13 protein-coding genes are annotated in these 14,424 nt (G+C 38.0%); 7 read left to right on the top strand and 6 right to left on the bottom strand.

Annotated features, from left to right (window positions below; all coding sequences use genetic code 11):
- The first annotated feature begins 1 nt into the window (after nt 1).
- The 7 genes from LPB89_RS17030 to LPB89_RS17000 all read left to right on the top strand — a co-directional run bounded on the left by LPB89_RS17030 (nt 2) and on the right by LPB89_RS17000 (nt 9,798).
- Nucleotides 2-1,519 carry a RagB/SusD family nutrient uptake outer membrane protein gene (locus LPB89_RS17030; RefSeq protein WP_230702888.1) on the top strand — a complete coding sequence of 506 codons (1,518 nt, stop codon included), beginning with the start codon at nt 2-4 and terminating at the stop codon, nt 1,517-1,519.
- Between the two features lie 17 nt (nt 1,520-1,536).
- Complete coding sequence (locus tag LPB89_RS17025) at nt 1,537-2,721, top strand: glycoside hydrolase family 88 protein (RefSeq protein WP_230702887.1); 1,185 nt, start codon at nt 1,537-1,539, stop codon at nt 2,719-2,721.
- Nucleotides 2,722-2,724: 3 nt separating this feature from the next.
- On the top strand, nt 2,725-5,157 hold the full coding sequence (locus tag LPB89_RS17020) for a glycoside hydrolase family 2 TIM barrel-domain containing protein (RefSeq protein ID WP_230702886.1): 2,433 nt from the start codon (nt 2,725-2,727) through the stop codon (nt 5,155-5,157).
- Between the two features lie 235 nt (nt 5,158-5,392).
- On the top strand, nt 5,393-7,207 hold the full coding sequence (locus tag LPB89_RS17015) for a glycoside hydrolase family 2 protein (protein ID WP_230702885.1): 1,815 nt from the start codon (nt 5,393-5,395) through the stop codon (nt 7,205-7,207).
- Between the two features lie 66 nt (nt 7,208-7,273).
- Entirely contained in the window at nt 7,274-7,834 is a 561-nt protein-coding gene (locus LPB89_RS17010) for a DUF2911 domain-containing protein (protein WP_230702884.1), read from the top strand.
- Between the two features lie 116 nt (nt 7,835-7,950).
- Complete coding sequence (locus LPB89_RS17005; protein ID WP_230702883.1) at nt 7,951-9,348, top strand: serine hydrolase; 1,398 nt, start codon at nt 7,951-7,953, stop codon at nt 9,346-9,348.
- 117 nt (nt 9,349-9,465) lie between these two features.
- Complete coding sequence (locus tag LPB89_RS17000; RefSeq protein ID WP_230702882.1) at nt 9,466-9,798, top strand: YegP family protein; 333 nt, start codon at nt 9,466-9,468, stop codon at nt 9,796-9,798.
- 54 nt (nt 9,799-9,852) lie between these two features.
- Here LPB89_RS17000 and LPB89_RS16995 read toward each other — a convergent pair whose 3' ends face one another.
- From LPB89_RS16995 to LPB89_RS16970, 6 genes are all read right to left on the bottom strand, one after another.
- Nucleotides 9,853-10,239 carry a helix-turn-helix transcriptional regulator gene (locus LPB89_RS16995; RefSeq protein WP_255667766.1) on the bottom strand — a complete coding sequence of 129 codons (387 nt, stop codon included), beginning with the start codon at nt 10,237-10,239 and terminating at the stop codon, nt 9,853-9,855.
- A gap of 1,075 nt (nt 10,240-11,314) precedes the next feature.
- Nucleotides 11,315-11,530, bottom strand: a complete 216-nt coding sequence (locus tag LPB89_RS16990) for a hypothetical protein (protein ID WP_230702880.1) — start codon at nt 11,528-11,530, stop codon at nt 11,315-11,317.
- A gap of 41 nt (nt 11,531-11,571) precedes the next feature.
- On the bottom strand, nt 11,572-11,889 hold the full coding sequence (locus tag LPB89_RS16985) for a DUF3817 domain-containing protein (RefSeq protein WP_230702879.1): 318 nt from the start codon (nt 11,887-11,889) through the stop codon (nt 11,572-11,574).
- Nucleotides 11,886-12,350 (bottom strand): hypothetical protein, encoded by a 465-nt coding sequence (locus LPB89_RS16980; protein WP_230702878.1) that lies wholly within the window; start codon nt 12,348-12,350, stop codon nt 11,886-11,888. Before LPB89_RS16980 ends, LPB89_RS16985 begins: the two co-directional genes overlap by 4 nt.
- Nucleotides 12,351-12,409: 59 nt before the next feature.
- The gene (locus LPB89_RS16975) at nt 12,410-13,012 is read right to left on the bottom strand and encodes a TetR/AcrR family transcriptional regulator (protein WP_230702877.1); all 603 of its coding nucleotides are present in this window, start codon (nt 13,010-13,012) and stop codon (nt 12,410-12,412) included.
- Nucleotides 13,013-13,146: 134 nt separating this feature from the next.
- Complete coding sequence (locus LPB89_RS16970; RefSeq protein WP_230702876.1) at nt 13,147-14,334, bottom strand: hypothetical protein; 1,188 nt, start codon at nt 14,332-14,334, stop codon at nt 13,147-13,149.
- Between the last annotated feature and the right edge of the window lie 90 nt (nt 14,335-14,424).

Here is a 14,424-nt window from a genome sequence, read left to right as displayed (position 1 = left end):
TATGAAAAAATATATAGCTTTTCTTTTCTTGGGAATATTCGCCTTTGGATGCTCTGATCTAGAAGAACATCCGGTTGGAATCATTCGTCCCGCTAACTTTTTTAACAATACAGACGACTTACAGGCAGCTGTAAACGGAAGTTTTGCCAACATTGCCCACAATAATTACTGGGGAAGGGAATTTACAATTGCACTGATGCTCAGAGACGACATGGCCGATATTGGCGACAGAACGACTCAGGCCGCGAGAATCGATGTCAACGACTTTAAGATGAATGATACCAATGCGCTTGTGGCGAACTTCTGGCCACAATCCTATATCATTATTGCCGCGGCCAATCAGGCGATTGAAGGTGCGAAAAAAACACCGGGTGATCCTGCAAAAGTAAACGCAATTGTAGCACAGGCCTATTTCGCAAGAGCTTTTACGTATTATCATCTGGTACGCATCTTTGGGGACGTTCCGTATATTGATTTTGCCGTAAATGAAGTTTCACAGGTCGATAAATTAAGCCGAACCAAAGAGGCTGTAGTCTATGCCAAAATAATTGAAGATCTGGAATTTGCCAAAAAATGGCTGGACGATAAACCAAAGGTAAAAGCCGTTCCGGGAAAAGGAACAGCGGCAGGTTATCTCGCTTCTGTATACCTGACGTTAGGCCAATACCAGAAAGCATACGATGAAGCGAAATATGTTATTACCAACGAAGCAAAATTCGGATTGGGACTGGATGCTGATTTTCAGGATTTGTTTAATGCCAATAAAGCAGCGGCATTGAAAGAACCGTTGTTCACCATTGATTTCAATAACTTAGTATCCGGAAACTACGGTCAGGACTATACTGCGTTTTTTACGGGTTCCTTAAAAGATGACAGTTACAGCTACGGTCAGGGGTTTTCTGTAGCGGTACCTGCTTTGAAAGTTTTTAACGACTGGGATCAGCGAGATTACAGAAGAGCAGTAAGTTTTGATACCATCATCAGAAAGAAAACAGGCCCGGGTGGTTCTTTGCAGGTTTATCCTTCAAGTGATAACGAAAAAGCACCTCGTCCGCATATTGCCAAATACTTTCGTTTTCCGGGAAAAGCCGGTGCCAACGGAAGAACTTCACAGCACAATTACATCACAATGCGTTACGCCGAAGTATTGCTGACCGCTGCCGAAGCCTTAAACGAAATTACTCCGGGAACCTCAGAAGCGGACGGTTATGTAAACAGGGTTCTGGCAAGAGCCCGAAACAAAGCCGGAAAACAAGTTTCTTTTCCTGCGAATGTAACTCCGGGATTGTCCCAGGTGGATTTCAGAAAAATGGTAATCAATGAAAGAAGACTCGAATTTGCCTTTGAATACATCAGATGGTATGACATTAAAAGACTGAAAAACGGTCCTGAAGTATTTGGTCCGGCTGGTTTTGAGCCTCATGCCAATTTTGATCCGAACAGGGATTACCTTTTTGCCTTACCGGGAACGGAACTGGCCATCAATCCTAATTTAAAACCAAACAATCCGGGTTACTAAACATTAGATTAATTAGTATGAATAAAGTTAGTTTTTTTACTTTAATTCTTGGGTTTGCATTGCTGGCAACAGCGTGCAAATCCGGAATTAATTCCCAAACAAAAAATACGTCTGCAACCGCCAGCACTCTTCTTGAAACCCGTTACAAAATGATGCTGGAATATCCTGTTGATTCCCTGTCCATGCCGCGCAGCATGAACCTGAAATCCAATCTCATAAAGAAAGTACCTTCGCGAGATTGGACCAGTGGTTTTTTTGCCGGAAACTTATGGCAGCTGTATCGATTGACAGGCAATTCCGAATACAGAAAACAGGCTGAAAAGTGGACGCCTTTCAGTAAAAAAGAAAGCGTGAACAGCGGTTCTCATGATGTTGGTTTTAAAGTGTACTGCGCTTTTGGCGAAGCCTTAAAAGTCGAAAACAAATCGGAGTACCAAAATGTTATCATCAAAGGAGCCGAAACGTTGTGTACCCGATTTAATGAAAAAACCGGAGCGATCCGTTCCTGGGATTTCAACAAAGACATTTGGGAATATCCTGTGATTATTGATAATATGATGAACCTTGAACTACTTTTTGAGGCGACCAAATTATCCGGCAATAAAAAGTATCACGACATCGCGGTAAAGCATGCCAATACCACACTGAAAAATCAATTTAGGGCAGACAACAGTTGTTATCACGTCATCGATTATAATCCTGATACCGGAGCTGTGAGAAAGAAAACCACGCTTCAGGGATATAATGACGATTCCGTCTGGGCACGCGGACAAGCCTGGGCGGTGTACGGTTTTACCATGTCGTACCGATATACCAAAGATCCGGCCTACCTGAAACAGGCCGAAGCAACAGCACAGTTTTTCATTACAAACCAAAACCTGCCGGAAGACGGAATTCCGTATTGGGATTTTAAAGATCCCTCGATTCCAAATGCAGCACGTGATGTTTCTGCCGCAACCGTTATGGCTTCTGCTTTATATGAACTTTATGGCTATACCCAAAACAAAAGTTACCTGACCTACGCCGAAAAGGTAATCAGGACTTTACAGTCAGACAACTATATTGTAAACCCTAAAATCAATGCGCCTTTTATTTTAGATCACAGCACAGGAAACTGGCCTAAGAAAGACGAAATTGATGAACCCATAATTTATGCCGATTACTATTTCCTGGAAGCATTATTAAGAAAAAAAGACTTATAACTTATGAGAAAACAATCGTACCACTATAGCTCTTTTTTTACTTTCATTTTTGTTTTTCAGTTTTGCCTGGGCAGTCTTTTTGCTCAGGCAACTACTGATTTGCGTACCAAAACAAATAGCAATGACCACTGGCTTTATTTAGAAAACAATACTCCAAACCTAAACGATGTCCAAAAAGCAGCGAACTGGACCGGAATAAATCTGCCGCACAGCTGGAACAGCGAAGACGCCACCGACTTAAATCCCGGTTACAGGCGTGATGCAAGCTGGTATCAGAAACAGCTCAACATTGCACAAATAGATCCTGATAAACGGTATTTTTTATATTTCGAAGGAGCGAATGTGACTACGAAAGTATACGTCAACGGCAAAGAAGCCGGAGGTCATATTGGCGGATATATTGGATTTACCATCGATATTACGAATTATATTAAAGAAGGAAACAATGCTGTTTTTGTTCGGGTGGACAATAGTTATGACATTGAAATTATTCCGTCCCAGAAAAGTGATTTCTTTATCTATGGCGGGATTACGCGCGATGTCTGGCTGGTTTCCAAATACAAAAACAATATCGACAACCTGAAAATTACCACTCCGGAAGTCTCGGCGAAAAAAGCCTCTTTGCAAATCATCGCATCGACCGTACATCCGGACAATGCAAAAGATCTTTCCCTGACAGTCACGCTTAAGGATCCTAAAGGAAAAAAAGTAGCGGGTAAAACCGTTTCGATTACCAATAAAACAACTACCATCACATTCGAAAACATCAAAAATCCGGAATTGTGGGATACCCAAAAACCGAATTTATATACCGTAACAGCTGTTTTATCAGAAAAAAACAAAGCAAAAGACAGTATCAATGAAAAAGTAGGTTTCCGATGGTTTGAGTTTAAAGATCATGGCCCTTTTTACCTGAACGGAAAAAGGCTCTTGCTTCGCGGTACACACCGACACGAAGAACAAGCCGGTGTTGGTGCTGCCATGAGCAATGCGCAACATCGTGCTGATATGGAATCCATAAAAAAAATGGGGGCTAATTTTGTCCGTCTGGCGCATTACCCGCAAGATCCGGAAGTCTATAAAGCCTGTGATGAACTTGGTCTTTTGGTGTGGGATGAATTACCCTGGTGCCGTGGCGGAATTGGTGATGACCTGTGGAAAACCAATACCAGAAACATGCTGGCGGAAATCATCAATCAGAACTATAATCACCCGAGTATCATTATCTGGTCTTTGGGAAATGAAATGAACTGGCTTCCCGACTTTCCTGACGGAGACAATACCGAAAAGACCAATGCTTTTCTGACGGAGCTAAACGATATCGCCCATAAAATGGATCCGAACCGAAAAACAGCGATCCGAAAATACTATGAAGGCTCGCAGACTGTAGACGTCTTCTCCCCTTCTATCTGGTCGGGCTGGTATTCCGGAAGTTATAAAAGCTATCAAAAAGCAATTGATGTGTATAAGAAAGAATACAAACATTTTATCCATGCCGAATATGGCGGCGACAGTCATGTGGGCCGTCACAGCGAAAATCCGGTTACAGGCGAAAATATCATAAAAGCAGAAGGCTGGGAAGAAGCCATTGTACAGACAAAAGTGGCCAATATTGCCCAAATTGGCGACTGGAGCGAAAATTATATTGTTGATTTATTCGACTGGCATTTGCATATATCCGAGAATGATCCAACGTTTGTGGGTAATGTTCAATGGGCATTCAAGGATTTTGCAACGCCGCTGCGTCCGGAAGATGATATTCCGTACATGAACCAAAAAGGACTGGTGGACCGAAACGGAGTTCCAAAAGATGCGTATTATGTTTTTAAAAGTTACTGGAGCGACGAACCTTTTACTTACATCGAATCGCATACCTGGACAGAACGCCAGGGCCCTGAAAATACGCCCAGAATCCTAAGCGTCTTTAGCAATTGCGAAAAGGTGACTTTATACCACGACGGAAAATCCCTTGGTGAGAAACAACGAAATATCGCCAGTTATCCGGCCTGTGGCCTAACCTGGGACGTTAACTTCAAAAAAGGGGAAAACATTTTAATCGCCATTGGAAAAAATAAAGACGGCAAAACGGTTTCGGATACTTTAAAAGTAAATTATCGTTTTACTAAAAATGAATCCGCAGTTTCGTTACAATTATCTTCCCAAAAATTAAAGAACGGAAATTATCTTGTAACGGCTATTGCGATAGATAACAACAATTTACGTTGTTTAGATTATGAAGAAAGCGTATATTTCCAATGCCTAAAAGGTGGCAAAACAATGAAAAGCCAGGGAACACCAACCGGAAGCGAATCCATCCGGATGGCAAACGGAAAAGCTTCGATTGAAGTGATTCCTGATGGTTTAAATATTCCAATCGAAATGACAGTGCTGAACCAGAATTTTAAAGGGGAATATTTACGAATACCGATTGAATAAAAAGCTATTTAAACTGGAATGAATTAGTCGCGCAGAGTTGCAAAGTTTTTTTTTATGTCTCGCAGATTGAGCAGATTTAATTTTAAAACTTTGTAAATAAATTATCTGCTCAATCTGCCAAATCTGCGAGAAAAAATCATTTTAATCTGTTGCAAATAACTTTGCGACTCTGTGACTTTGAGAGAGATAAATACAAAAGCTGCGGCTTTGATACTAAATAAAACAAACTTTACCAATGAAAAAACTACTAACCACATTGCTCCTGACCTTTTCCATTCTCGGACAAGCGCAAAATCAAAACCTGATTTCAAACGTTCCAAATAGACATACCACTTCTTTAAACGGCGTATGGAATTACATTGTCGATCCTTACGAAACAGGGTATTACAGTTTTCACCATGATGTTTACGACAAGCAGGAAAAGCCTTCCAAAGCGGCTTATTTTAGTAATTATCATGCTGTAAACAAACAGGAACTAGTAGAATACGATTTTGACAAATCACCCAAAATAAACATTCCGGGAGACTGGAATTCACAGGTTCCTGAGCTTAAATATTACGAAGGAAATGTATGGTTCAAAAAATCCTTTGATTACGACCTGAAAGCCCAAAAACGCCTTTTTGTGTACATCGGAGCTATCAATTACAAAGCTGATGTTTATTTGAACGGAAAGAAACTGGGAACGCACGAAGGCGGTTTTACGCCCTTTAATTATGAAGTCACTTCGATTGTAAAACCAAAAGACAATTATCTGGTCATCAAAGTGGACAATACCCGTCATAAAGAAGATGTCCCGACGCTTAATACCGACTGGTGGAATTACGGCGGGATTACGCGCGATGTGACTTTAATAGAAGAATCAGCCTCTTTTGTGGAAGATTATACCATTCAGCTGGATAAAAAAGATAAAAACAAAATATCCGGTTTTGTCAAAATCAACAACTTCAATCCGGCTCAGAATGCTGTAGCAATTGCTATTCCCGAATTAAAAATCAATTACAAAGGAAAAGTGGGCACTGATGGTCTTTTGAAATTTGAAATTCCCTCCAAAAACATCTCCTACTGGTCACCCGAAAATCCAAAATTATATGAGGTAACGATCGATTTCAACGGGGAAAAATTAAAAGATAACATAGGTTTCAGGACCATTGCAACGCAGGAGGATAAAATTTTGCTGAACGGAAAACAAATCTTCCTTCGCGGCATTTCGATCCATGAAGAAAATGCCAAAGGCGGGCGCGCCAATTCCGAAGAAGATGCCTTACGCCTGCTCAACTGGGCAAAGGAATTAGGCTGCAACTATGTACGTCTGGCCCATTATCCGCACAACGAAAACATTATCCGACTGGCTGACAAATTAGGCTTAATGGTGTGGGAAGAAATTCCGGTGTACTGGACCGTTGAATTCACCAGAAAAGAAACCTATAACAATGCTCAGGACCAGTTAACGGCAGCCATTACAAGAGATAAAAACAGAGCCTGTATCATCATTTGGTCCATGGCCAACGAAACCCCAATTTCTGATGCGAGAAATAATTTCATCAAAAACCTGGCAGACCATACCAAATCATTAGACAATACCCGATTAATCAGCGCGGCCTTATTAACGCAAAGCGGAGATGGCTTCGGCACTATCAATGATGAAATCGGACAATATTTAGACATCATTGCATTCAATCAGTATTTGGGCTGGTACGGCGGAAATCTGGAAGATGCCGAAAAGATCCTATGGAAAACCAAATACAACAAACCGGTAATTGTTTCTGAATTTGGAGGTGATGCCAAAGCCGGCTTACACGGAGAAAAAAATGAACGCTGGACAGAAGAATACCAGGAATACCTGTACATTCAGAACCTGAAAATGATCGAAAAAATACCCCACCTCAGCGGATTAAGCCCTTGGATTCTGGTCGATTTCAGATCACCAAGAAGATTACTGCCGGGCATTCAGGACGAATACAACAGAAAAGGACTGATTTCCAACGACGGTCAGAAAAAGAAAGCTTTTTACATCATGCACGACTGGTATGAAAAAAAGAAAAAGGAGTAAAAATTTAATCTCTTCCTATTCTTTATTCTCTTATTTTTGTATGAATCATATTAAAAATACTACGTTATGAAAAATTTTAGTTTACTGACCCTTCTTTTATTGTTTGTCTTTTCTGTTAATGCACAGGAAGTCAAATTCGCACCTCTGGATGCCAGTCCGGCCGATATTGCTTATTTCCCGAATAAATCCGTAAAATTTAAGAAAACAGATTCTCCTTCACCTGTAATCAAAGTTATTTATTCAAGACCTTCTGCAAAAGGAAGAGCGATTTTTGGAGAATTAATTCCGTTTGGTGAAGTATGGCGCGTAGGTGCTAACGAAAACACGGAAATCAAATTTTACAAATCGGTAACGATCAACGGTGTTGCGGTTCCTGCAGGGACATATAGCCTTTTTGCTATTCCTGAAAAAGACAAATGGACTGTTATCATTAATAAGGAAATTGATTTATGGGGCGCATATCCTTATGATTCAGGTAAAGACCTTGTGAAAATTGTTGTTCCGGTTAAACCAATCTCAACTCCTGTAGAAGCTTTATCGATTGCTTTTACCGCTCAGGGTACTGGTGCTAATTTAGTAATTGGCTGGGACAAAACAATGGTTGAAGTGCCGATCAGCATTAAATAAGGGTACCTAAAAATACACGATAATAAAAAAGAGACACTAATTTCGTAATTAGGTGTCTCTTTTTTTTATAACTTTCCTTAATTAACTAACCAACAATTCCTTAAAACCAAAAAAGAATGAAAAAAAACCATTTGCTTCTGTTATTTTTATTGGCGATTTATTCGGGTTATGCACAAAAAAAATTCAAAATTACCTACGAACAATTAAAAGAATATGAAGGTGTTTATGAATACATAAATAAAGGTTCTGTTAAAATAGCTGCTTCACCAAAAGACACTGTTTTATTCGCCATTATCAACGAAAGCAAATATAAATTAAATGCAGTTGACAAAGATGTTTTTGAAAATATGTCAAAGGAAAAAGTAACTTTTGAAAGAAAGGCAGGAATCATTACCGGTTATTCTTCTGAAGGAAGTACTTACAACCTGCTCTCTAAAAAAGTAGTTTTTCCAAAAGAAATGTGGTACGCCAGACTAAACCCGAAAGATTTTAAATACATATACCAGCAGCCGAAACAAGATCCGGATGGAATTCCGACAGGAAATCTCGATAAAACCGGTTTAGACAAAGCATTACTGAGTGAAATGATGCAGAAAATCGTAGACGGTTCCTTACCCAATGTTCATAGTGTTCTGATTATTAAGGACGGAAAACTGGTGTTTGAAGAATATTTTTATGAATACAATAAAACCAAACTACACGAACTGCGATCTGCTACAAAGAGCTTTGTTTCGGCGCTTACCGGAATTGCCATTGATAAAGGGTTTATAAAAAGCAAAGACGAAACCGTCCTTTCCTTTTTTCCGGAATATACTTTTAAAAATCTTACCGAAGACAAAAGGTTAATTTCGATCAAAAACCTTTTGACCAACCAAAGCGGTCTGGATTGTGACGTGAGCAATCCAAGATCGGAAGGCAACGAAACCACCATGAATAATTCGGCCGACTGGATACAATTTACCCTGGACTTACCCATGATTGATGTACCCGGAGGAAAGGGAATGTACTGCTCCGGAAATCCGATCACACTGGGCCGGATTATTGAAAAAGCCACTAAAATGCCCCTGCCCGACTTTGCCAGGCAGACTCTTTTTAAAGATATTGGAATCAAAAATTTTATATGGAATTTTAAACCGGATGCCTCAAGTTCCGAAACCTTCTGCCAGATTTATTTAAGTCCGAGAGATATGGGGAAATTAGGTTTGCTCTATCTGAATCAGGGACTGTGGAATGGCAAACAGGTAATCTCTAAAGACTGGGTACAGGAATCCTTCAGCAGACAATCTGTAGTACAGGGTGTTAATTACGGTTATTTATGGTGGCTCAAGTACCTGGATGTAAACGGAGTACGCTATAATGGAAAAGCCGCGCAGGGAAATGGCGGACAGAAGATTTACATTTGGGAGCAGCAAAATATGGTGACCATTATTACCGGCGGAAATTACAATTCACAATCTCCCAGCGATGAGATCATTCAGAAATATATATTAGCTGCTTTCAATAAAAAACAGTAAAATCTGATCCGGAGAAGAGCAATTATTTTTTATTCCGGCATGATTTGTAATCCTAAGTTTTGTACTTTTATCACTATCAAAATAGTTAATACCTAACTTAAAAAACCAAAAAGACCTATGGGAAAATTTGTAATTACTACAAGATCAAACGGTGAATTTCAATTTAATCTAAAAGCGGGAAACGGTCAGACTATCCTGACCAGTGAAGGCTATTCTACAAAATCTGCCTGCGCAAACGGAATCGAATCCGTGAAAACAAATTCACAGGACGACAGCAGATATGATAAAAAGGAATCCAGCAGCGGAAAACCCTATTTCAATCTTAAAGCAGGAAATGGCCAGATCATCGGTGCAAGTGAAATGTACGAAAGCACTTCTGCCAGAGATAACGGAATAGCTTCAGTAAAATCAAACGCTCCCGATGCGGCTACAGACGATCAGACAGCATAAAATTATAAGAAGATAAATAAAAAAAACGAGGTTGTACACCTCGTTTTTTTGTTGCTACAACTGACCGAATTTCTTTTTATAACGGTTTAATTCCTCTTCTGTTTTGCTAAGTAATTTTTCCAGAAGCATTATTTTATCTTCATAAAGCTCCTTTAAAGCTGTCGTGTTATCCGGATTAATCTGAATGCTGCCATTGTTATTTCCTTTGACTTTATTAAAATTATTGAAATACCGCTGACTGTCAAAACTTAGTATATCTTCTACACTGACTTCCAAAATACGGGCTATTTCTACTAATTTAACAAACGAAAGAATGGTTTTTCCTTTTTCTATTTTACTATACCCCGCCTGGGTAACGCCTAGTTGATCTGCCATATATTCCTGAGTATAATTTTTTAACTCTCTAATGCTTTTAATTTTATTTTTTATTGAAGTGGTCATAAGCTCTTTAGGGGGATCTTGTACAGCTAAACAGTTCACTATTAAAACGTAGGGTACCGTAACTATACCTTTAATACGTAATCTGATGCAACTCCAATCGTGGGATCATGAAGCTGTATTCTTATTTTCTTTTGGTAGTAATAATAAAACCATACACTACGGCAACGACAATAAAGGCAAGGTCGAAGCCAAAAGTTTCGTTTGATAACATCAACTTATTTTAGAGTGTTGGAAACTTGTTTTTGTACCATCCGATCGAACTCCAGGTTTAAGTACTGATCAATTTGTTTTCCTATGACAGGCCGGTCTAAATGCTTTATTTTAACCTTGATTTCTTTACTGTAAATATCTTTTACGATGACGTAATATTCAGCATCGATGTGAGTATGGAACCTAAAAATAATAATGAGAGTGTAGCACAATAAAGTAGGTATAATATAATACATCTCCATTAGATCTGAGAAAACCATACAATAAAAAGCTATGGCAGTGATGGCAATAAAAGCACCATTTTCAAGAAGGTAAGACTTCTTTTTTTTGAGCAGTCCAAGCTCTACGATTTCATTAAAACTATATTGCCAGCGTTTTGATTCGTAGCAAAATTGTATCTGGTCATGTGTAAGAGTAAAGAACATAATTTATTAATGTTATTTTAGGTATTGGGGAAAATAGTAAAGAAGTGATGGTTAAAAAATCGTCACAGGTTCAAAAATGATATGAAAATGCTGAAATTTCAAACAAAACTTGTTATCGCAATATTACGCATAATCCTATTTTTTTTCCTACAAATGGTCTTATAGAATATAACCATGAGTTGTAATTAAATCCAAACGTCAATCTTTACCTGTTATTTATTTTTAGATCTGAAGATTTTACTTATATATATATTTTTAAGTTAGAAGGGCATATTTTACACTTATTGCCATACGAAAGCTAACTAAAAAAATAATACATATCTTAGTTTATGAAAAACTTAACTTACATAAAAAAAGCGGATGATTCCAGGACAGAATCAGCCGCTTTTGACCAAATAATACGCATATAAATTACGTATGGTGATTATTGTTCAATCGAATTAATCTTCTAATATTTCACAGGCAAAACCCAAATTTATGATTTCATTTTTGATCGTCGTGATTTGTATTTTTTCGATGTGATCAACACGTAAAATTTTATCGCAATCTTCGAGATCAAAAACAAAAGAAGCGTTCGGGAATATTCTTTCCAGCATTTTTAAAATTCTGCCGGACTGCCTTTTTGAATTTACATTGGTTTTGAAAATTTCAATCATGATTTTTCTACTTACTATTTTTAAATCTAATAACAACTTTTCTATTTCTCCTGAGCTTCAATTTTACGCAAAATTGTATGGTCAATGTAAAATGTCCCGAACGGAATAATACATGCCAGCAGTACTTTTGATGTAGTGTTCTTAAATTTCCAGTTTTGCTCCACGCCTACACTCAGGGCATTGAATATAAAAAGCAGAAATAAGGCCCCATGAACTGGCCCCATCATTTTGGTCAGCGACGGATTGTCGAAAATATATTTGAGGGGAACTGCAATAAAAACTAAAATCAATAAAGATATACCTTCAAGAAATCCGAGAATTCGTAATCGTCCGGTGTTTGTTTTGAAAAAATGTGTCATAATGATCTAAAATAAGGTCTGTTAGCAAAAGGGGAAAAGGGCCACGGAATGGCGATGAAAATGATGATTAGGGCAATAGAAAACCAGATCAGCATTGTTTTGAATTTGTCGGAATCCAATATTTTACGCTTGGCTGCCGCCGAACCAATCGTGATGATTACAATTGCCAGCAACATTAAAACAAAATGGATTAAACCGAAGAAAAGGGTATTCAGATCCTTTGATGCTTCCGCGAAATTATTCCAGAAGTACTTTATTAATGCACTTTGGGAATATAACACAATACCGAGCATCAGCTGGATATGGGCAATGGTCGCTGTCCAGTGGCGGACCAGATCATCCGTTTTAGTGAAAGAAGATTTGCTTTGGTATCCCCGATACGACCTGATAACAGCATAGAACAGGCTCAAAAGCACCAGCCATCTCACGACTGAATGCAAAAATAGTAGTGTTAGGTACATTGTTATTTATTTTAAAATAATAATGCAAATATAAATAAAACATACTAAGTAGTATGTTTTTAAATTTCCTTTTTTTTCAAATTATTCAGATACGACTTAAGCTCTTCTAAATAAACAACATAGTAATTATTATCCTCCGAAAGTTTCCCGAAATTCCGGATCCCCCAATAACCCGATAAGACAAAAAGCGCCACTTGCTCCTCGTTTATTTCCATTCTGATACTTCCTGCGTCCTTACCTTTTTTTAAGGCAATTTGCATGGCTTCTTTTAGTTCTGTCGTCAGTTTAGAAAGTGCTTCGCTAAACTGCTGGTTTACCGGAGACATTTCCTGGGTTAAGTTCCCTGCCGGGCAACCGTATTTTTTGAGCAAAAATTCATTTTCCAAAAGTAAATAATGCATCATTTTAAAGATATCATTCACAGGATCATCCGAACTTAAAAGTGGTTTTACAAAATCATCATGCATTAACGGATACATGATTTCATTAATAACAGCAAGGCCCATTTCGTCCTTATTCTTAAAATGATAAAAAAAGGCACCCTTGGTTACGTTGGTTGTCGCAATTATGGTGTCTATGCTTGTAGCCTGATAGCCATGCGTATAAATTAACTCAAATGATTTCTGAAGAATGGAAAGTCGTGTGGAAGCTGCTTTTTTCATAAAAGATACCGATTAGTATTCTTTACAAAGGAATGCAAATTACCCCAACTATACAAATGCCGGCAGTTACCCAAAAGCAGACGGCGCAGGATTTCTCGCTGCGCCGTCTCTTATAAATGTCTTTGAATTCTATATCAAAGTGATGTATTTTTCTTCTTAGGATTCCAGACAACATAAAGCAGAAACAAGATCAGCCAGACCACTACAATTACGGTAAAGAAAATCAGTGCTATGGACGGATGCAGATAGTTCGGTTTATAAAACAGCTTCTCCAGGGTATTGAATTTATCTTTCAGGGCTGCCCTGTCGTACGTATTTCTTATTCCATTTAGTGGTTCCCTATTATGGTCCCTGTAATAAAAGGCATCCTTTGCCAGCAATTTTGGATTAATCTGTGTTTCGATATTGTATTTTTTCAATACTGTATCCAGCTTTTGAAAAGTGTATAACAAAGAATCAGCTTTGTATTTATAAAGAAGCTTATATCTTTTTACAGCATTGTCATATTGTTGTTTTTCAACAGGAAGATCCTGTATTGGTGCGTACAACTTTTTATTTTGCAGAAAAATGCAAATATCTTCGTCATAATCCGGATTGATTTCTCTCCCTTTGAAAATGATTTCCGTACTGTCTTTTATTGCTTTTTTCGAAATGATTCTTTTCTTGAGCTGTTCCTTGTCAAAACCTAAAATATCAAAAATCGAATCCGCTTTATTGTTTACTTTTTCATACGTTGAAGTCAGCACTTTTAGCGTGTCGATACTAAAATAGGTATATTCATTAACTGAATATTCATTGCCGTCTGATCCGTAATCAATAGATTCTGTGGCCTTTATAACCGGATAAGGTTTCGGATATAAAATGTTTTCCGGATTGAATAATTTCTCCGAACTGTAGGACGTATAATTGTATAAAAAAGAATTTAAAACATTCAGCAAAGTCTTGTCGGCATTGAAATCCGCTTCCGGTAATTCGCTTTTCAGCTTCGCATTCAGACCAAAACTGTAACTAATAAAAAAAGAGAAAGACAGGAATGAAATCAATAAAATCAAGCCCCCAATTTTAAGCAGATTTAAAAAAGAATAACCCTGTCTGGTATGGTTTCGCAGCAAAAAGATTAAAAAGAAAAACAAGAATAAACCGCTTACAAAAAAATGCGAAATGGAAACATCATCATAAAATTTGAATCGGTAGAATTCTGTATAAATATTGATGTCCTTCAGTCCTGCAAACTTAAAATATCCGTAAATAAAATACGCTAAATGAATCAGCAGTAATACGACAATCGATTTAACGAGGAATTGTTTTAATTTTTTGTCCATTTAAATTGGTTTTGAAACGATTCCATGAAAGTAAGCAATTTCTTTACTTTATGAAAGACGGAATAGCATTAATCCGGAAAATAATAATCT

The sequence above is a fragment of the Flavobacterium sp. ENC genome, from assembly GCF_020991415.1.
In the GTDB taxonomy this organism is placed as follows: domain Bacteria; phylum Bacteroidota; class Bacteroidia; order Flavobacteriales; family Flavobacteriaceae; genus Flavobacterium.
This window is presented reverse-complemented; position numbering and strand designations above follow the sequence as displayed.

Excerpts from the sequence above, each read along its gene's own strand:
- LPB89_RS17020 (WP_230702886.1), top strand. The coding sequence starts at position 2,725 with ATGAGAAAACAATCGTACCACTATAGCTCTTTTTTTACTTTCATTTTT.
- LPB89_RS16995 (WP_255667766.1), bottom strand. The coding sequence starts at position 10,239 with ATGACCACTTCAATAAAAAATAAAATTAAAAGCATTAGAGAGTTAAAA.
- LPB89_RS17025 (WP_230702887.1), top strand. The coding sequence starts at position 1,537 with ATGAATAAAGTTAGTTTTTTTACTTTAATTCTTGGGTTTGCATTGCTG.
- LPB89_RS16970 (WP_230702876.1), bottom strand. The coding sequence starts at position 14,334 with ATGGACAAAAAATTAAAACAATTCCTCGTTAAATCGATTGTCGTATTA.
- LPB89_RS16980 (WP_230702878.1), bottom strand. The coding sequence starts at position 12,350 with ATGTACCTAACACTACTATTTTTGCATTCAGTCGTGAGATGGCTGGTG.
- LPB89_RS16990 (WP_230702880.1), bottom strand. The coding sequence starts at position 11,530 with ATGATTGAAATTTTCAAAACCAATGTAAATTCAAAAAGGCAGTCCGGC.
- LPB89_RS17015 (WP_230702885.1), top strand. The coding sequence starts at position 5,393 with ATGAAAAAACTACTAACCACATTGCTCCTGACCTTTTCCATTCTCGGA.
- LPB89_RS17010 (WP_230702884.1), top strand. The coding sequence starts at position 7,274 with ATGAAAAATTTTAGTTTACTGACCCTTCTTTTATTGTTTGTCTTTTCT.
- LPB89_RS17005 (WP_230702883.1), top strand. The coding sequence starts at position 7,951 with ATGAAAAAAAACCATTTGCTTCTGTTATTTTTATTGGCGATTTATTCG.
- LPB89_RS17030 (WP_230702888.1), top strand. The coding sequence starts at position 2 with ATGAAAAAATATATAGCTTTTCTTTTCTTGGGAATATTCGCCTTTGGA.
- LPB89_RS16985 (WP_230702879.1), bottom strand. The coding sequence starts at position 11,889 with ATGACACATTTTTTCAAAACAAACACCGGACGATTACGAATTCTCGGA.
- LPB89_RS16975 (WP_230702877.1), bottom strand. The coding sequence starts at position 13,012 with ATGAAAAAAGCAGCTTCCACACGACTTTCCATTCTTCAGAAATCATTT.
- LPB89_RS17000 (WP_230702882.1), top strand. The coding sequence starts at position 9,466 with ATGGGAAAATTTGTAATTACTACAAGATCAAACGGTGAATTTCAATTT.